The organism is Oerskovia enterophila (genome assembly GCF_044748475.1).
Taxonomy (GTDB): domain Bacteria; phylum Actinomycetota; class Actinomycetes; order Actinomycetales; family Cellulomonadaceae; genus Oerskovia; species Oerskovia enterophila.
This window is the reverse complement of the sequence record NZ_JBIVFZ010000002.1, coordinates 531,349-549,203: the sequence shown is the minus strand read 5'-3', so window position 1 is coordinate 549,203 and position 17,855 is coordinate 531,349. Positions and strand designations below refer to the sequence as shown.

11 protein-coding genes are annotated in these 17,855 nt (G+C 74.8%); 5 read left to right on the top strand and 6 right to left on the bottom strand.

Annotation, left to right across the window (positions count from 1 at the left end; genetic code table 11):
• Positions 1-93: 93 nt before the first annotated feature.
• Together ACIPWA_RS07025 and ACIPWA_RS07020 are read right to left on the bottom strand one after the other, a co-directional pair.
• Entirely contained in the window at positions 94-888 is a 795-nt protein-coding gene (locus ACIPWA_RS07025) for a PspA/IM30 family protein (protein WP_056645378.1), read from the bottom strand.
• Positions 889-987: 99 nt separating this feature from the next.
• Entirely contained in the window at positions 988-3,162 is a 2,175-nt protein-coding gene (locus tag ACIPWA_RS07020; protein ID WP_400289088.1) for a TPM domain-containing protein, read from the bottom strand.
• Positions 3,163-3,393: 231 nt separating this feature from the next.
• Between ACIPWA_RS07020 and ACIPWA_RS07015 the strand changes: the two genes are divergently transcribed.
• The gene (locus ACIPWA_RS07015; RefSeq protein ID WP_400289086.1) at positions 3,394-4,122 is read left to right on the top strand and encodes a DUF5701 family protein; all 729 of its coding nucleotides are present in this window, start codon (positions 3,394-3,396) and stop codon (positions 4,120-4,122) included.
• Positions 4,123-4,153: 31 nt separating this feature from the next.
• Here the strand turns inward: ACIPWA_RS07015 and ACIPWA_RS07010 are convergent, their stop codons facing one another.
• The 3 genes from ACIPWA_RS07010 to ACIPWA_RS07000 all read right to left on the bottom strand — a co-directional run bounded on the left by ACIPWA_RS07010 (position 4,154) and on the right by ACIPWA_RS07000 (position 9,492).
• A complete protein-coding gene (locus ACIPWA_RS07010) occupies positions 4,154-5,821 on the bottom strand; it encodes a DNA repair helicase XPB (RefSeq protein WP_056645383.1) in 1,668 nt (555 codons plus the stop codon).
• Positions 5,822-5,868: 47 nt separating this feature from the next.
• Positions 5,869-8,445 (bottom strand): helicase-associated domain-containing protein, encoded by a 2,577-nt coding sequence (locus ACIPWA_RS07005; RefSeq protein ID WP_400289084.1) that lies wholly within the window; start codon positions 8,443-8,445, stop codon positions 5,869-5,871.
• 84 nt (positions 8,446-8,529) lie between these two features.
• Positions 8,530-9,492 (bottom strand): alpha/beta fold hydrolase, encoded by a 963-nt coding sequence (locus tag ACIPWA_RS07000; protein ID WP_400289082.1) that lies wholly within the window; start codon positions 9,490-9,492, stop codon positions 8,530-8,532.
• A gap of 72 nt (positions 9,493-9,564) precedes the next feature.
• Between ACIPWA_RS07000 and ACIPWA_RS06995 the strand changes: the two genes are divergently transcribed.
• Positions 9,565-10,224, top strand: a complete 660-nt coding sequence (locus ACIPWA_RS06995; RefSeq protein ID WP_056760518.1) for a TetR/AcrR family transcriptional regulator — start codon at positions 9,565-9,567, stop codon at positions 10,222-10,224.
• 424 nt (positions 10,225-10,648) lie between these two features.
• On the opposite strand, the gene ACIPWA_RS06990 is transcribed toward ACIPWA_RS06995, so the two are convergent.
• Positions 10,649-12,640 (bottom strand): DUF3352 domain-containing protein, encoded by a 1,992-nt coding sequence (locus ACIPWA_RS06990; RefSeq protein WP_400289080.1) that lies wholly within the window; start codon positions 12,638-12,640, stop codon positions 10,649-10,651.
• 274 nt (positions 12,641-12,914) lie between these two features.
• Here ACIPWA_RS06990 and ACIPWA_RS06985 point away from each other — a divergent pair, with 274 nt between their 5' ends.
• From ACIPWA_RS06985 to ACIPWA_RS06975, 3 genes are read left to right on the top strand one after another with little or no spacing between them, the layout of a single operon-like run.
• Positions 12,915-13,298: a cold-shock protein gene (locus ACIPWA_RS06985; protein ID WP_056645398.1), complete on the top strand. Its 384-nt coding sequence runs from the start codon at positions 12,915-12,917 to the stop codon at positions 13,296-13,298.
• A gap of 1 nt (position 13,299) precedes the next feature.
• On the top strand, positions 13,300-14,361 hold the full coding sequence (locus ACIPWA_RS06980; RefSeq protein WP_400289078.1) for a DUF3027 domain-containing protein: 1,062 nt from the start codon (positions 13,300-13,302) through the stop codon (positions 14,359-14,361).
• The gene (locus ACIPWA_RS06975; protein WP_400289077.1) at positions 14,358-17,849 is read left to right on the top strand and encodes an ATP-binding protein; all 3,492 of its coding nucleotides are present in this window, start codon (positions 14,358-14,360) and stop codon (positions 17,847-17,849) included. The genes ACIPWA_RS06980 and ACIPWA_RS06975 overlap by 4 nt, the downstream gene beginning before the upstream one ends.
• Positions 17,850-17,855: the final 6 nt, after the last annotated feature.

Sequence of the window (17,855 nt, the reverse complement as noted above, 5' to 3'; positions counted from 1 at the left end):
ACGCGACGGCCGGTGACCACGAGGTCACCGGCCGTCGCCGCATCCTTGCGTGGGGCGCTCGCACCCCGGCCGCAGAGCTGTCTTGTCAGGGGACTACCACTCGCTGGGGGCGTCCTGGGTGCCGGCCTCGATCGACGTGACGGTCGTGGGCGAGATCTGCGGGGCGGGGGACGAGCCGCCGCTCTTGAGCGCTGCGAGCCGGGCCTCGATCTCGATGTTGGCGCCCGAGGTCTCGAGCTCCTCGAACTGCGCGTCGAGCGAGGACGCGGCGACCTCGGCCTGGCCGAGCGCCTTGGCCTCCTCGCGGCGGACCTTCTCCTCGAAGCGTGAGACCTCGCTCGTGGGGTCGAGGACGTTGATCGAGCTGATCGCGCCCTGGACGGTCTGCTGCGCTTCCGCGGACTTCTGACGGGCGACGAGCGAGTCGCGCTTGGACCTGAGCTCGCCCAGCTTGTCCTTCATCTGCGCGAGCCCGGTCTTGAGCTTCTCGACCGTCTCGCGCTGCGAGGTGATCAGGGGCTCGGCCTGACGGACCTCGCCCTCTGCGGAGATCTGCTTCTGGAGGGCGACCTTGGCGAGGTTGTCGAACTTGTCGGCGTTGGCCGGGTCGCCTGCGGACCGGTACTGGTCGGCGCGTGCGGAGGCTGCGGCGGCCTTGTCGCCCCACTCGCGGACCGCGGCGACGTCCTCGTTGTAGTCCTGCTCGGCGAGCCGGAGGTTCCCGATGGTCTGCGCGACGGCCTGCTCGGCGTCGGCGATGCTGTTCGTGTAGTCGCGGACGAGCTGGTCCAGCATCTTCTGCGGGTCCTCGGCGCCGTCGAGGAGCGCGTTGATGTTCGCCTTGGCCAGCTGGGTGATGCGTCCGAAGATGCTCTGCTTCTCTGCCATCGGTCGTGCCTTCCTGCTCGTGGATGCGTGTACGCGGTGCCGTCGTGACGACGTGGCGCCCGGCCGTGCGACCTGCGGGGCCGGGCGAGGGTCCGACCCCTAGAACCGCCCTCCTCTGCTGGAGCGGCCGCCCGAGGAACGGCCACCGGACGAACCGCGGGAGGACCGGCCGGACGAACCGCCGCCGCCGAACCCCCCACCGCCGTAGCCGCCGCCGAACCCCCCGCTCGAGCGACGGCCTCCGCCGCCCCCTCCGCGCAGGATCTGGTCGAGCAGGATGCCGCCGAGGACCATGCCGCCGACGTTGTTCCCGCCTCCCGAGCTGCCGCCACCGAACATGCCGGGACCGTTCTGCTGCTGCTCCCACGCGGCCGCGTCGCGCTGGGCCAGCTGGGCTGCGGACTGTGCGAGGGAGTCGGCCTGCTGGGCTGTGGCGAGGGCGCGGACGGGGTCGGACGGCTGCAGGGCCTGCGCCTCGCCGAGGTAGCGGATGGCCTCGGAGAGCCGGGTCCGGGCCTCGGGGCCGACGGCGCCGCGCCGGGTCTCGATGAACGAGTTCGTCGCGCGGATCTGGGAGTCGACGCGGCCCAGGGTGTCGCGCAGGAGCGCGGCGGCGCGTGCGGCCTGCTCGGCGCTCTCGCGGAACGGTGCGAGGGCGGCGTCGATCGCGGCCTCGGCATCGGTGAGCCGGCGCAGGGCGGCGAGCGGGTCTCCGCCGGTGCGTGCGCCCTGGGCGTCGGCCACGGCGGCCTGGGCCTCGGTGGAGCGCGCGGTCACGGCGGGGTCGCCCGGGGCGAGGCGCGCGGCATCGGCGATGTCCGCGGTGATCGAGGCGACGGCCACGTCGAGGCGCTTGCCGGCCTGGGCCAGGTCCTCGCCCGCCGAGTCGACCGCGTCGAGGAGCACGACGGCCTGGCCGACCGCGTTCTCGGCGGCGCGGGCGTGCGCGACGGCGGACGCGCGGTCCTTGCCCTCGAGCGCGGCGCGTCCTGCGGCGACGGCCTCGCGGGCGCCCGCGACGAGCTGCGTGGCCTGGTCGGGGTTGGCCGCGACCGACGCGAGCGCTGCCTCGGGGTAGGTCGCGAAGAGGCCCGCGAGCGTGCTGCGGGCCGGGGCGATGCGGGCCTCGACCTCACCGGCGCGCCGCTCCACGGTGTCGAGGACCTCGGGGGCGCGGGACTGGAGGTCGCGCAGCTCGTCGAACTGGGCCGACTCGGCGTCGAGCGCGGCCGCGACCTCGGCGCACAGCGTGATGATCTGGGCCATGATCGAGCGCGAGACCGGCTCGGTCTCGGGGGTCTGGTCGTCGAGCTGCTGACGCAGCGCGAACGCCTGGGAGACCTTCTGCTTGCCCGTCTCGAGCGCGACCTGGAACTCCTTGGTGGCCTCGAGCCCGAACTGGGCCTGGGCGAAGCCGAGCTCCTGCTCGGAGGTCTTGATGGCGTCGTCGATCGCGACGAGGGCCGAGCTGGCCCGACGGTTGAGCTCGTCGGTGGGGAGCTGGGAGAGCTCGTCGGCCTCGTCCGTGCCACCCTGCTGCGCGGCCGTGCCGCGTCGCTTGCGCAGGATCGAGCGGACCACGAAGAAGCCCGCGATCGCGAGCAGGCCCACGACGAGCGCGATCAGCCAGCCGGATCCGCCCGACGACGACGAACCGGTCGCCTCGGTGCGCAACGTGTCCGCGGCGACGATCGCGGACTGTGCCCACTCCTCCTGGCTGAGCTCGTCCTCGACCGCGGCCTGGACCTTGTCGAGCGAGGCGTCCGAGAGCCCGATGTTGTTGTCGGCCGAGAGGTCGTAGCGACGATCCTCGGTCGCGACGGCGAGCAGGACGTCGTCGCGGCCCAGCCCCGACAGGTTGGCGGTCGCGGTGGCCCAGGTCTGCGCGTCCTGGCCGTCGAACGTGTCGACGTACACGACGTAGAGCTGGTACGGGGTGTCGGCCTCGAGGCGGTCCATCGCGGCCTCGACCTCGTCGGTCTGGTTCCCCAGGACACCGTCCGGGTCGGTGATGCGGCCCGGGAGGTCCAGGGGCTGTGCAGCAGGGAGCCGGGTGTCGGCGGTCGACGACGTGACCGTGCCCGGCGCCTCGGCCACGACAGCCGTGGTGGCCGCACCGTCGCTCGGCCACGCGGTGTCGACCGCGCCGGCGGGCGCAGCGAAGGTCGCCGCTCCCAGGGTGCCGAGGGCGGCGAGCGTGAGCCCGGTGCGCAGCGCGGACGGGAGCGTGCGGGCGGGGCGAGGGAGTGCGGCTGTATCGGACGACGAGGTCACCTCGTGATCCTTTCCCAGGGGGCGCCCCGCCGCAATCGCGATTCCGGACACCGATGGGCATTTCACCCGGACTGAGTCGTGCGCTGGATCAGGGCGATCTGGATCTTCCGGGCGTCGGGGGCGTGCCGTGTGAAGGGTGCCTGCCCGGGGGCGCTGCCCCTCCGAGGGAGGCGGAATATTCGTACGGCGTACAGTGTTCTTTGAGCGTCACGCTCCCGACGAGAGGCCTTCATGACTCCCCGCACGACGACGTCCTCGCCCGCAGCCCCAGCCACGGCGTTGCCCGACGGCACGACCCCGTCTCCCGACGCTGCCGCGCCTGCCGTCTCGCCCCTGCCGTCGCTCGCCGACCAGGCCGAGCGCCTGATCGCGCTCGGTGTCCATGAGCTCGCCGGGCTGTCCGCTCGCGAGGTGCGCGACGCCGTCGGGCGCCTGGCCCTGAACGCGCCCCTGGGCGGGCTGCTCGCCGTCCATCCCCGCCTCGCCCCGCCGTCCGTCCTCGCACCCCTGCTCCGTCTCGGGGACAAGGAGGGGTTCGTCGTGGTCGACATGGACGACGTGGACCGGTTCGAGCCTCTCGAAGGGCTCGCGCTGCCCGAGGGGGCGCTCTACGTCGTGACGGACGTCGACCGTGGCGACGACATGGCGAACTGGTCCCCTGACGAGGCGCTGCCGGAGATCGCTCGAAGGGGCCGCACGCCCCTCGTGCTCAGCGAAGGGATCCACTGGGCCGTGCAGGTACCCGACGTCGTGGCGCGCAACCACTGCTTCATGACGATCGGGTCGCGGCTGCGCAAGGACGAGGGACGCCTCGACTCGCGGACGCCCGCGGTGTGGATCTCGAACGGCACGGGGCGCGACGGCAAGGCGCGCCGCGGCGCGCCCAAGGTCGGCTGGTGCTGGGCGGGCAACCGGCACACGTGGCTGGGTTTCGCGTCGGGGGACCGGCGGGTGGTCTAGGGGCTCGCTGCCCGACGGCGGAGCGCGCCCTCTACTGCACGACGTCCAGGTCCTCCGCGTCGACGATGCGATACGCGTAGCCCTGCTCCGCCAGGAAGCGCTGCCGGTGCGCCGCGAAGTCCTGGTCCACGGTGTCGCGCGAGACCACGGCGTAGAAGTGTGCGGTGCGCCCGTCCTGCTTGGGCCGCATGATGCGTCCCAGGCGCTGCGCCTCTTCCTGGCGTGACCCGAACGACCCCGACACCTGGATCGCGACCGACGCCTCGGGCAGGTCGATCGAGAAGTTCGCGACCTTCGACACGACGAGCCGGTTGATCTCCCCGGAGCGGAACGCCTCGAACAGGCGCTGACGCTCGCGCACCGTCGTGGCACCCGTGATGACGGGCGCGTCGAGGTGCTCGCCGAGCTCCTCGAGCTGGTCGAGGTACTGGCCGATCACGAGGACCTGGTCGTCAGGGTGCGCGGCCGCGATCTGCTCGACGACCCGGTTCTTGCCCGGTGCCGTCGCGGCGAGCCGGTACTTGTCCTCGGGCTCGGCTGTCGCGTACGCCATGCGGTCGCGGTCGGGGAGCGTGAGCCGCACCTCGACGCAGTCCGCGGGCGCGATGTACCCCTGGGCCTCGATGTCCTTCCAGGGCGCGTCGTACCGCTTGGGCCCGATCAGGCTGAAGACCTCGTCCTCGCGGCCGTCCTCGCGCACGAGCGTCGCGGTCAGGCCCAGGCGGCGGCGCGCCTGGAGGTCCGCCGTCATGCGGAAGATCGGGGCCGGCAGCAGGTGGACCTCGTCGTAGACCACGAGGCCCCAGTCGCGCGCGTCGAGCAGCTCGAGGTGCGTGTAGACGCCCTTCCGCTTGGTCGTGAGCACCTGGTACGTCGCGATCGTGACGGGCTTGATCTCCTTGCGGGCGCCCGAGTACTCGCCGATCTCGTCCTCGGTCAGCGTGGTGCGCCGCACCAGCTCGTCGCGCCACTGGCGCGCGCTCACGGTGTTCGTGACGAGGATCAGCGTCGTCGTCCCGGACTTCGCCATGGCCCCGGCCCCGACGATCGTCTTGCCCGCACCGCAGGGGAGCACGACGACGCCGCTGCCGCCGTGCCAGAACCCGTCGACGGCCTGCTGCTGGTAGGGCCGCATGGCCCAGGGCTTGTCCTCGTGCGCCGGGTCGGTGGGCGACAGGTCGATCGGGTGCTTCTCGCCGTCGACGTAGCCCGCGAGGTCCTCGGCGGGCCAGCCGAGCTTGAGCAGCACCTGCTTGAGGTGCCCGCGCTCCGAGGGGTGCACGACCACGGAGTCGTCACCCAGGCGGTCACCCACGAGGCCCGCCGTCCGCTTGGACTTGAGGACCTCGGCGAGCACGGCCTTGTCGGTCGCCTGGAGCACCAGGCCGTGCGTGGGGTGCGCGACGAGCTGGAGCCGCCCGTAGCGCGACATGGTCTCCGCGACGTCGACGAGCAGCGCGTGCGGCACGGGGTAGCGGCTGTACTGGAGCAGGACGTTGACGACCTGCTCGGCGTCGTGGCCCGCGGCCCGCGCGTTCCACAGGCCTAGGGGCGTGAGCCGGTAGGTGTGGACGTGCTCGGGGGCGCGTTCGAGCTCGGCGAACGGGGCGATGGCCCGGCGGGCGTCGCCGGAGAGCGGGTGATCGACCTCGAGCAGCAGCGACTTGTCGCTCTGCACGATCAGGGGGCCGTCGGCCATGTGCGTCCTTCCGGGTGGTGCGTCGTGTCGTGGCGCGGTGGTGCGGGCTAGTCGTTCGGCGCCCCCGAGGAGGCGCCCGTGGGTGCGTCGTCCTGCGCGGGCGCAGGGGCGTCGGTGAAGACGCCGGCGATGCGGTGGACCGCGACGGTGAGCTCGGCGTCCCGGGCCGGGTCGAGGGCGCGCAACCGCCCTCCTTCGAGGACCAGGGGCTTCACGCGGCGGCGGGTCGGCTGGCCCGTGGGGTCGATCGTCTCGAGCACCACGTGGTCGCCCGCGTCGATCGCGTCGCGCAGGAGTCCCAACGCGGCAGGGGGTTCGGTTGTTCCGCGCGGCTCGGGCGGGGCGTCCGCGCGGCTCGCCGACGCCGGGGGCGCAGCGAGGGCTGCGTCGTCGGCGGCGCGCAGGCGCGGGACGAGGTCGGCATACCGATCACGCCGGGCTGCGGTGTCGAGCGCGGCGCCCTCCCGTGCCGGTACCCCGTGCCCGACGGCGGAGCGCCCCCGGGTGGCCGTGTCCAGCGGGCGCCGCCCGCCCACGCGAGAGCGGACCGTCGACCGGACGCGCTCGGTGCGCACGACCCGGCCGTCGGGCCCCTCGACCATGGACGCGAGGCCGCGGTCGCGCAGCGCCGCCTGGAGCGTCGCGGCCGGGACGAGTGCGGCCAGGACCGTGGGTGCGACGCGGAAGAGCGACAGGTGGCGCAGTGCCGGGTCCTCGACGAGACCCGTGAGGAGCGCGGGGTCCTCGGCGCGGACGTAGCTCGACGCGGTCCCGACGCGCAGCCGCCCGTGCCGCCGGGCCGTGTCGCGCACGAGGTAGTCGAGCGGCTGCGGGAGCGGCGTGCGCGAGTGTGAGGCGAGCTCGGTGAGCAGGTCCTCCGCGCTGCGGCCCGCGTCGAACGCACGGGTCAGCGACTCGGGCGTGAACCGGACCGTGATCGCGGCGCCGCGGGACTCGACGTCCGCGGCGTCCTCGAGGAGCCGTTCGAGAGCGGCGCTCGGGCGTCCCGGCACGATCCCCGTGAGGTCGCCCTGGACGAGCAGCTCGTCGACCTCGGGCGGCAGGACCGACTCGAGGGCGTGCGCGAGCGCGGTCTCGGGTGAGCCCGCGTCGGCACCCCCGCTCGTTGCCCTGGGTGACCCGCCCGTCGCCCCCGGTGAGCCGACGCGCGGGCCGTGCGCGGCGCCGTCGGGCACGGGGAGCAGGAGTGCCCGACCCGTCGGGGCGAGCGCGCCGACACCTGTGACGCCCAGGAGCGCGGCCTCGTGCACGAGGCCCTCGACGGCCTGGGCCGGGGGAGTGGCGCGCGGCGACCCCCAGCGCAGGACCTCGAGCAGGTCGGTCGGGGTCAGGGCCTGCCCGGGGCGGTCGGCGAGGGCCGAGAGGAGGTCGAACCGCAGGCGCGGGACCCACGGGCGGCTCAGGTCGGGTTCGAGGGCCGCGCGGAGCGTGCCGCGCTCGTCGCGGCTGCCGATGGTCCACGGAGTGCGTCCCGACGCGGCCCAGGCCGCGGCGAGCGCGGCCCAGCGGCTCGCGAGCGGCAGCTCGAGCCAGTCCTCGCCCGCGAGCGTCACCGTGAACGAGGGCGGGTCCTCGCCGTCGTCGACGACGAGGCCGGTCGCGAGCGCGAGCTCGGCCACGAACGCGGCGGTCGCCTCGTCGACCTCGAGGGTCGTCGCGAGGCGACGCAGGTCGCGCACGCCCAGCCCGCCCGCGCGCAGGACGTTCGGGGGCGAGGCCTGCCACAGGGCCAGGAGGTGCGCGACGAGCCTGACCACGTCCTGGGCTGCGCGGGCGGCCTCGGCCGTGATGGTGTCCTCGGCGAAGTGCGGGGCGTCGGGCTGGGGCGGGTGCGCGGCCGTGCTCGCGTGCGTGCGGCCGCCGCGCAGCGCGAGCGCGACCTCGCGCGGCAGGACGACGTGACGCTCGTCCGAGGCGAGGAGCAGGCGGTGGCGCAGGAGCCAGGTCGTGGCCTCGCGGCCCACGGGGTCGGCGCGGGGCGCGACCCCCACGGGCGGCCCCCAGGTCAGGGCGTCGAGGATGCTCCGGGCCCCCGGGGGAGCGTCGGCGAGGAGCGCGCCGAGGGCTACGGCCGCCTGGTCGGACGACGGGCCCGACGGCGCGTGGGCGAGCGGGGAGGACGGGTCCGCGGGGCCGAGCCCCGCCGGGTAGGGGCCGAGGACCTCGGACAGGCCCGGGGCGACGGCCAGGTCGGTCGCGGCCGACGGGTCCGTCGAGTCGGAGGTACCTCGGTCCCACAGCAGGGCCCCCTCGAGCAGGTGCGCGACCGCCGCGCGGACGAGCGGGGCGTCGGCGGGCTCGGTCGCCAGGGCGGCCAGGAGCCGGTCGATCGTGACGGGCGGGTGGGGAGCGGCTGGGGCCGAGGGCTGGTCCCCGAGGACCAGGACGGATTCGAGCACCTGCAGCTCGAGGGCGTCGAGGCGGGCGACGGCCCGGTCCAGGCTGGTACGGCTGGTGGCGCGGGCTGCGAGCGAACGCAGGGTCGACGGCGAAGGAGTGGCCAGGTCAGGGCGCTGCATCAGCAGCGCGACGAGGTGCTCGTCGCTGCGGGAGCGAAGAGCCTCGGGGAAGGTCCGGCGCGGAGCCGGAGGCGTTGAGGCCATTCGTCCGATGCTACGCGGGTCGAGGGTGCGCCTCACCCGGGTCCTCGAGGCGCGGATGGTCGTGGCTGTGCTGTGCCGCGGCGGTCACGCACCGACCTGGGGCCGTGCGGAGCGTCGCGTGTCGACCGGTGTCCGCGGGGCGTGCGGATCGAGCGCCCGCGCACCGACCCCCGCGACGTCGAGGGAGTCGACCGCGTCGAGCCCGCCCGTGACGAACGCGGTCAGGGCGTCGAGGGCGAGGTCGGACGAGAGGACCTTGGTGTGGCCGAACCCGGACGTGAGGACCAGGCGAGACCTGTCGCCGTGGGCAGCGTGCAGCCGTCGCGCGTCCAGGTCCGGCATCCGTCGGTCGCCGCGGTCGTGCACCACGAGGAGCTCGGTCGTCGCCGGCAACAGGTGGGTCACGGCGTCGTAGCGGGCTGAGGCGGAGGCCCGGTCCTCGCCGAGCCGGGCGAGGAAGCGGGCCCCGACGTGGGTCAGCGTGCGGGCGTCCAGGCCCAGGTCGCGCCCGAACTGCGTGAGATACGGATCGGGGCTGCCCACGCCCGAGACGACCGCGACGCGTCGCGTCGGGACGGTCGAACGGGCCGCGGTGAGTGCAGCCAGGGCGCCCAACGAGTGCCCGACGAGTGCGTGGAACGGGCCGTGGACGCGCTGCAGGGCCTCGGTCGCCGCGACCCAGTCGCGGATGTCGGCCGGGCCGCCCGGAGACGTGCCGTGCGCCGGGGCGTCGAACGACACGACGTGGAAGCCCTCGGCGACGAGCTCGCGAACCAGGGGCGAGAGCTGGGACGCGCGCCCGCGCCACCCGTGGACCAGCAGCACCGTGCGCTGGCCGGACCCCCACTCGTAGCTCGTGAGCGCCCGGCCGCGGACGATGAGCGTTGCTCGCCGCGCGGTGTGGTGCGTGGACGTGTCGGCATCGCGCACGGGGATGCGGGGAGCGGTGACGAAGAAGGCTCGCAGCGCGAAGCGGCCGGCGAGCCCCGGGGAGACGGTGGCGACGGCGCGCAGGCCGCGGCCGACCGCGCTGTTCAGGACGGGCATGTCTCCTCCAGATGAATGCGTACGATCGTTCGTTCTGTAGATTACGCGAACGATCGTTCGTACACTAGGGGGATGGCAGAACTCGCAGCCCTGGACGGTCGACGAGCCCGTGGTGACGCGTCACGGCGGGACGTGCTCGCACGCGCGACGGACCTCGCGTCGGTCGAGGGGCTCGACGGACTGACGATCGGTCGCCTGGCCGAGGCGTCGGGCCGCAGCAAGAGCAGCATCGCCACGCTCTTCCACGGCAAGGAGGGGTTGCAGCTCGCGACCGTCGTCGCGGCACGGGAGATCTTCGTCGCGACCATCGTCGAGCCTGCGCGCACCGAGCCGAGGGGCCTGCGCCGCCTGGTCGTGCTGCTGCGGAACGCTCTCGTGTACTCGAGGGACAGAGTCTTCACGGGCGGCTGCTTCTTCGCCGCGACCGCGGCCGACGTCGACTCCAAGCCGGGTCCCGTGAACGCCGCGGTGCGGTCGGCGCTCGCGGACTGGTACGGCTACGTCGAGGCGCAGACGAGGGCGGCGGTGGCAGCGGGCGAGCTCGCGATCGACCAGTCCGAGGCCGAGGTCCTCGCGTTCGAGCTGCTGGCCCTCGACGAGGCCGCCAACTCGCGGTCCTTGTTGCTGGGCGACGACCGCCCCTACGTGCTCGCGGCGGCCGCGATGCGCGCCCGGCTGCTCGCCGCCGGGGCGGACCCCGAGCTGCTCGGCGCGCTGGATCTCGCGGGCTGAGCCAGGCCGCGAGCCCAGCCGAACCTGGCGCGGGGGCCTTGTCGACGAGGGTTCGCTGAGCGAATCTCTGTCCCGGTCAGCGAACGCGAGTTCCGCTCACCGGAATGCGCTGCGCAGGCATCCCCTGTCCCGCGCTCGGCAACGGTGCCTGGTGCCCGGTGCCCGGTGCCCGGTGCCCGGTGCCCGGTGGTCGGCTGGTCCGGCGAACCGCTGCACCCGCTCCGGGGCCGTGGCTGCGGTGGCCTTGCAGCCGCTGTCGCCCGCGCTCCCAGGGATCGCCGTGACCCTCGATCCGGAAGAACCGACGGCCGGCCACGAGGATCCCGTGACCGGCCGTCGATCTGTGTGTCGCGCTGTCGCACTGTCGGGCGGCCGCACTGTCGGGCGGTGCGACCTCACGGCCCGCCGGCCCGGCGCACGCCGGTCAGTCGAAGCTGAGGCGCACGCTCGACACGGCGTGCCCGCCGTCGACCCGGGTCGACACGCCGAACGCCTGCAGGGGCGCGACGTAGGAGATCCAGGAGTCGTCGCCGCCCAGCGCGTCGATGTTCGCGCGGGCGACCTTCTCGATCGCGTCGATGTCGACGAACACCGCCGAGCTGGCCGACTTCGCGTCGGGCACGACCGTCGTGAACGCGGGCTTGGTGCCCAGCTTGCCCTCGGCTGCGAGCTGGGCCGCGTAGTCGTCGTTCGACGCGATCACGAGGCCGTCCTTGGTCGTGGCGCTCGAGAGCTTGTCTGCCCCGGCGTCCACGAGGATCGCGTCGATCCGACCCAGGAGGTCCTCGAGGGCCGCCTTGTCACCGATCGTGCGCGCCCCGAAGCTCACGTCTCCCGGGCCCGTCACCGACGAGACGTCGTCGAGACCCGCGGAGTCGAGCGCGACGACGATCTGCTCGCCCAGGAGCGTCTTGAGGTCCTCGGGCAGCTTGATGTCGAACGACTTCTCGAGCTCGTCGACCGTCTCCTGGAAGCCGAGGCCGCTGGGCAGCAGGTCGTCGCCGTACGGGTCGTCCGTCAGGTAGTCGTCGCCGTAGAGGTCGTCGGTGCCGAGATCGGTGTCGAGGTCCTCGGTGCCCAGGTCGTCGGTCCCCAGGCCCAGGTCGGTGCCGGCGCACGACGACATGAAGGCCTCGTCGTAGGTCCTCTTGTACTCGGCCTCCTCCTCGGCCGTGAGGCCGAGCCCGGAGAAGTCGGCGGCGTACTCGGGCTGCGCGAGCAGCGCGGCGCACTCGGCCTCGGTCACCGTGGGGAGCGTCGTCGTGCCGACCGGGTTCGAGGACAGCGACCAGTCGTCGTCGAGCAGGTCGCCGCTGCCGCCCAGCCCGCCGAGGTCCTCCAGGCCACCCAGCCCGCTGGACCCGAACGTGTCGGCGAGCGTGCTCAGCTGCTCCCACGCCTCGTCGATCGCCGCGGGGTCGACCGTGCCCGCCGACGCGAAAAGCGTCGTGTCGGGGAGCCCGGTCAGGAGCGAGGTCCCGGAGCCCTCGAGCGGCGTGAGGATCGCCTCGTCGGCGCCCACCGCGAACGCGAGCTCGAGGTGGTCGGAGCCGGCGCGCAGCGCCCCCGTGACCGAGGTGACGCCGTCGAGCTCGGCGAGCGCCGCCGTCGTCTCCTCGCTGTCGCCCTGACCTGCGAGGGAGTCCTCCAGCAGGCCCTTGGCGCCCTGGACGTCCACCCACACCGAGACCAGCCCGGCGTCGCCCAGGGCCTTCCTGTCCGCGCTGAACAGCGGGTCGTCGGCGAGCGAGGCCTTCTTCGCGGCGGTCGCGACGTCCGCGGCGGCGAGCGTCTCGGACGTGATGAGCGCGTACCCGTCGGTGAACGCGACCTGTGCGGGCTCGATGCCGTCCCCGCAGCCCAGCTCGGACTCGATGGCCGTGCGGGCCGCGCCCTCGTCGGTCACCTGGAGGACCACGACGGGCTCGGGCTCGGCGCCGTCCTCGGCGGCCGGGAGGGACGCGAACCCCGCACGCTGGCCCAGCCACGGCTCGACGTCGGCCGCGTAGTCGACCGTGCACTCGCCGCTGCCGGCGATCGCGTCGACCAGGAGCTCGCGCAGGTCTGCGGTCTCGCTCAGGTCGACGTCGAGGTCCTTCGCGAGGTCCGGGAAGCGGTTCGCGAGGCGCAGGAGGTTGACCTTCTGGGTGGCCGACGGGTCCAGGTCGACGCGTACGTAGGCGATCGTGGTGTCCGGGAGCGCGGCCTCGGGCTGCGCGCCGCCGCCGTCGAGCGTCGTGTACGCGAAGACCCCGCCACCCACCAGGACGAGTGCGGCGGTCGCCGCACCGCCCAGGACCAGGCCCGTGCGCAGGCGCGAAGGCTTGACGGGGCCCGGGGCGGGAGGCGGGTAGCCGGCAGGCTGCTGCCACGCCCCGGAAGGGTCGGCGGGCGGGAAGGTGGGCGGCGTGGTCATGAAGAACCTCTGTGTCGGGGGCGGCGCGTCCGGCGCTGCGGGGCCGGCGGTCGCCTGAAGGCTAGTGGAGCCGGACGGTCCGCCGCCGCCCCCTCTCATGGGGAGTTCTCCCCTCCGTGCCGGGCAGCCGCGGTGTCGCGCGGCTCGCGGGTCGTCGCGTCGCGCGTTTCTCACCCGGAGCCCGCTCCCGGACGCGGCCGGGCGGATGCGACGGTGGGGGCGCACGCCCGGTAACCTGAGAGTTCTGATTCCCACGAGCACAAACGAGGTTCACGTGCCCACCGGCAAGGTCAAGTGGTTCGACACCGAACGAGGGTTCGGCTTCATCGCCAGCGATGAGGGAGACGAGGTCTTCCTGCACGCTTCTGCGCTGCCCGACGGCGCTGCCGCGCCCAAGCCCGGTGCCCGGGTGGAGTTCGGTGTGGCCGACGGCCGCCGCGGCCCGCAGGCGCTCGCGATCAAGCTGCTCGACCCGGCGCCGTCGGTCGCCAAGGCGCAGCGGCGCCCTGCCGAGGAGCTCGGGGTCGCGATCGAGGACCTCATCAAGGTGATGGACCAGGTGGGCGGTTCGCTGCGCCGTGGCCGCTATCCCGACGCCGCCAAGGGAGCCCAGATCGCCCGGGTCCTGCGCGCTGTCGCCGACGACCTGGAGGCATGACATGGCTGCCGTGGCCGCCGCTGAAGGACCGACCGTTCGTCGCGTGAGCGCGCGCGCCGCCAAGGACGCCGTGCTCACGGGTGCGGTGGACCTGGCGCGTGCCGCGGCGGAGCAGGTCGCCGAGCACCCCGGGGACGTCGGGGAGCACCTGGGGACCCTCGCCGTCGAGGACCGCCTGATCTCCCACCTGTTCGCCTGCACCATGCTCGGGTACCGGGGGTGGCGCTGGACGGTGACGCTCGCCCGCGTGCCGCGCGGTCGTGTCGCGACGGTGTGCGAGGTCGAGCTCCTGCCGGGCGACGGCGCCATCCTGGCCCCCGAGTGGCTGCCGTGGTCGGAGCGCCTGCGCCCCGGCGACATCGGCACGGGTGACGTGCTGCCGTTCCAGGCGGACGACCCGCGCCTCGAGCCGGGCTACGTGCCGACGGGCGACGAGGAGCAGGACGAGGTCGCGATCGAGGAGCTCGCGCTCGCCCGCGTGCGCGTGCTCTCGCCGCAGGGCCGTGACGAGGCCGCCGAGCGCTGGTACCGCGGCACGCGGGGACCCACGGCGCCGGGCGCGGTCGCGTCGAGCGCCGAGTGCGGTTCGTGCGGCTTCCTGGTCCCGCTCCAGGGGGCGCTCGGCCAGCTCTTCGCGGTCTGCGCCAACCCGTGGTCCCCGGACGACGGCAAGGTCGTGAGCCTCGACCACGGGTGCGGGGCGCACTCGGAGACGGACGTCGAGCCGCACCCGACCGACTGGCCCGCGCCGGACCCGTTGATCGACGAGATGGACGTCGAGATCGTGCAGCTCCTCGATGCCGCGCAGGCGTCGAGCGAGACGGCCGGTCCGGCGACGGACGGCGGCAGGGCGCACGTCGACGTGCCCGTCGACGTCGAGGTTCCCTCCGAGGCTGCCCCCGTGGAGCGTTCGGCCGAGGTCGAGGCGAGCATCCAGCTCGCGCTGTCGCGCATCACGCTGCCCGAGCCGGGCGCCTCGTCGGCCGGCACCTCGGGCGACGGTCCGGACGACGTGCCGTCCGCCCCTGCCGAGGACGCCGCGCCGGACGAGCCCTCACGGTGACCGAGGACGCCTTCGGGACAGCGGCCCTGCGCCGGGCTGTCTCGGAGGCGTGGCTCGCGTCGCCGACTCGCTTCCGGGAGGACGCGAACACCGAGGAGGACCACGCGCGCGGCTACTACCGCGACCGTGTGGTCGTCGAGCTCGCGCAGAACGCGGCCGACGCCGCGGCGCACGCGGGCGTCCCGGGCCGCCTCGTCCTGCGCCTCGCGCCGGACGAGGCGGGTGCCTGCTGGCTCACGGCCGAGAACTCGGGCGCCCCGCTGGACGCGGCCGGTGTCGCGTCCTTGGCGTCCATGCGCGCCTCCGCGAAGCTCGCCCCGTCCGGGGCTCGCCCGGACGCCCCCGCTCCGGGGTCCGGCTCCGGCCCGACGGCGGAGCGCACCTCCGCGGTATCGGGACCCGGGCGCGTGGGCCGGTTCGGCGTGGGCTTCGCGGCCGTGCGGTCGGTGGCCGACGAGATCGTGGTCCGGTCGACGCTGGGCGGCGTCGAGTTCTCGCTCGAGCGCACGCGCGAGGCCCTGGACGGGCTGACGAGAGCTTCCGGGGCGGACCGGGCGGACGCTGACAGGCTCGCGGCCGCGGTCCGTGAGCGGGGAGCCGCGCTCCCGGTGCTGCGGCTGCCGTTCCCCGCTGACCCGTTGCCAACGGTCCCGTCGCCCGCCGCGCCCGCGGACCAGGTCTCCGCTGACCCGGTGCCCACCGACCGGTCCGCCACCGACCGGGCACCCGCCGCGCCCGCGGACACCGTCGTGTCGCTGCGCCTGCGGGACGACGAGGCCGTCCAGGCCGTGCGCCGCCAGCTCGACGAGCTCGACGACGCCCTGCTCCTGGCACTGCCTGCGCTCGACGAGGTCGTCGTGGACATCGCGGACGCCGGTGAGGTGCGCCGCCTCCACGACGCCGACGCCCGGTGGACCGTGCTGCGGGACGCGGGGGAGACCCCTGCCGACCTGCTCGCGTCGCTCCCGGTCGAGCAGCGGCACGCGGGGTGGTCGCTCCTGTGGGCTCTGCCGCACGAGCCGACCGCGGTCCCGGGCCTGCTGCACGCCCCCACGCCGACCGACGAGCGGCTGACATTCCCCGCGCTCCTGATCGCGTCCTTCCCGCTCGACCCGAGCAGGCGCCACGTCCTGCCCGGTCCCGTGGCCGATGCTCTCGCGGCGAGGTCGGGCGAGGCCTACGCGCGCCTCCTCGCGCGTCTCGCGGCGCAGGGGGCGAACGGCCCGGGCTCTTCTGCGACCGGGCCGGACGCCCGCCGCAGCTCGGTCCTCGGGCTCGTCCCCACCGGTCTGCCCGCGGGCGCGGTCGACGCGCGGATCCGAGACGTCGCCCTGGACGCCCTGAGGGGCGCGCCGCTGCTCGCCCGGGTCGGAGAGACCATGGCGGCGACGGCGCACCTGGACGACCAGGACGAGCCGGACCCTTCACGGCACCTCGTCGCTCCACGAGACGCTCAGGTCCTTGCGGGCGAGGTGGGTCGCGACCCCGACGTGCTCCGGGTCCTCGGACGCTGGGTGCCCGGGCTCGTGGACGTCCCGTCACCCTTCCTCGCGGTCGCGCGCTCGTTGGGCGTGCAGGCCCGTGACCTGGCCGACGTGCTCGACGAGCTCCCCGCGGGCATGGGCCCGCGCAGCTGGCGGGAGATCTACACGGTCCTTGCGCCGCACCGCGGCCAGCCGGGCGTGCTCGACGCTCTCGGTGCCGTTACCGTCCCGCTCGCGGACGGACGCACGGTGCGGGGGGCCCGCGGCACGCTCCTGCTCACGCCGGACGACCAGGATCCGGGCACGGCCGGCACAGCCGGCAAGGCTGGTTCCCCGCCGTTCCTCGCGCTCGCGCGCTCGCTCGGTCTGCGGCTCGTCCACCCGGAGGCGGCGCACCCGCTCCTCGAACGCCTCGGCGCCACGGTGTCCTCGGCGCGCACGCTCCTCGAGGAGCCCGCGGTCAAGGACCACGTCCTGCACCTCGCGGACGAGGCCGCGGACGGCGATCCGCTCCTGGGCGACCTCGAGGACCTCGGAGACCTCGAGCCCGAGCCGTGGACGGCCGTTCCCCTGCCAGCTAGCGAGCCCGACGCCCCGCTTCCCGGCACCGAGGGGGACGTGCCCGCCCAGGTGCCCTCCGCCGTCGGGCAGGTGCTCGCCCTGGTGCGGGCCGCGCTCGACGAGGGCGCGCTGCCCACCGAGCTGCCCTTCTGGCTCGGCGAGCTCCCCCTGCCCACGGCCGACGGCGACCTGTCCCCGGCGCGCGAGTGCGTGCTACCCGGGTCGTGGGCGTCCGAGCACCTCGACGGCCTGGTACCGCTCGTCGCGCAGGCCGAGCCGTCGGGAGCGTGGAGCGAGGACGTGCTGCGCGCGGTCGGTGTCCAGGCGGACGTGTCGGTCTACCGGGTCGCGGACGTCCTGACCCCGTGGGCCAGGGGGACCGACCTGGCTGACGACGCGGCCGACCCGGCCGACCCGCAGTCCTGGCTCGCGGGCTGGACCGACTACCTGGACGCCCTCGCCGGCCTGCACGGCGGTGGGGCGTACGTGGGCGACCTCGACGGGGTCGCGGACCTCGACGCGGTGGCCGACGACGCCTGGCCCGCTTTCCTCGCGCGCCTCGCGCACGACCCCGACGCCCGCGCCGCGCTCCTCGCCCCCGTCCGGGGCCAGGGAAGCGCGCGGGTGGGGGACGCGCCGTCGTACACCGCATGGTGGCTGCGCCGGCACCTCGGCGCGCCCTTCGCGGCCCAGCCCGGCACCGTCCCCTTCCTCGCCGACCCGCCCCCGGCCGTTCGCGGCTTGGACGCCGAGGTGGTGCGCGCGCTGGGCGGGGTCGTCCGGCTCGAGGACCTGGACCCGGCGGACTGGTCGGGGTACCTCGCCGCGCTGCCCGACGTCGGCACACCCCTCCCGCTGCCCGCCTCGCTCGCGGTGTGGCGCGGGCTGGGCGCGCTCGCGGGTCGTGCCCCTGCCGTGGAGGTGCTCGACGAGCTGCCCGAGCGCCTGCCCGGCCTGCGCGCGGGGCGCGCGACGTGCGTCGCGGCCGACGACCTGGCCGTCGCGACGAGCGCCATGTGGGCGCAGGTGCGGACCGTGCTGCCCGTCGCGCCCGGCAGCGCGGGGGACGCAGCGCGCGTGGGCGAGACCCTCGCGGACCTGCTCGACCTCCCGCTGCTCGCGCCCCCGGGGAGCGTGGACGTCCCCCTGCCCGACGGCGAGGGCTCGCCCCAGGCGGTCGACCCCCGTGTCGTGGGGCTCGTCCCGGACGTCCCCGCGCGCTGGTTCGAGCACGACACCCTGAGCGTGGACGGCGCCGAGGTCGACTGGTGGGTGTGCGCGGGACGCGACGGGGTGCAGGTGCACGCCGCGACGACGTCGGGCCTCGCGCGGGGGCTCGCCGCCGCGGCAGGTCGCCCGGACGCGCGGCACCTGCTCGAGGTCGCGCTCCTGGACCCCGACGCGGCCGACGAGCTGCTCGCCGAGTCGGCGTGGGACCGATGACCCGCA

Excerpts from the sequence above, each read along its gene's own strand:
- ACIPWA_RS06995 (WP_056760518.1), top strand. The coding sequence starts at position 9,565 with ATGGCAGAACTCGCAGCCCTGGACGGTCGACGAGCCCGTGGTGACGCG.
- ACIPWA_RS06990 (WP_400289080.1), bottom strand. The coding sequence starts at position 12,640 with ATGACCACGCCGCCCACCTTCCCGCCCGCCGACCCTTCCGGGGCGTGG.
- ACIPWA_RS07025 (WP_056645378.1), bottom strand. The coding sequence starts at position 888 with ATGGCAGAGAAGCAGAGCATCTTCGGACGCATCACCCAGCTGGCCAAG.
- ACIPWA_RS06980 (WP_400289078.1), top strand. The coding sequence starts at position 13,300 with ATGGCTGCCGTGGCCGCCGCTGAAGGACCGACCGTTCGTCGCGTGAGC.
- ACIPWA_RS07010 (WP_056645383.1), bottom strand. The coding sequence starts at position 5,821 with ATGGCCGACGGCCCCCTGATCGTGCAGAGCGACAAGTCGCTGCTGCTC.
- ACIPWA_RS07015 (WP_400289086.1), top strand. The coding sequence starts at position 3,394 with ATGACTCCCCGCACGACGACGTCCTCGCCCGCAGCCCCAGCCACGGCG.
- ACIPWA_RS07000 (WP_400289082.1), bottom strand. The coding sequence starts at position 9,492 with ATGCCCGTCCTGAACAGCGCGGTCGGCCGCGGCCTGCGCGCCGTCGCC.
- ACIPWA_RS07005 (WP_400289084.1), bottom strand. The coding sequence starts at position 8,445 with ATGGCCTCAACGCCTCCGGCTCCGCGCCGGACCTTCCCCGAGGCTCTT.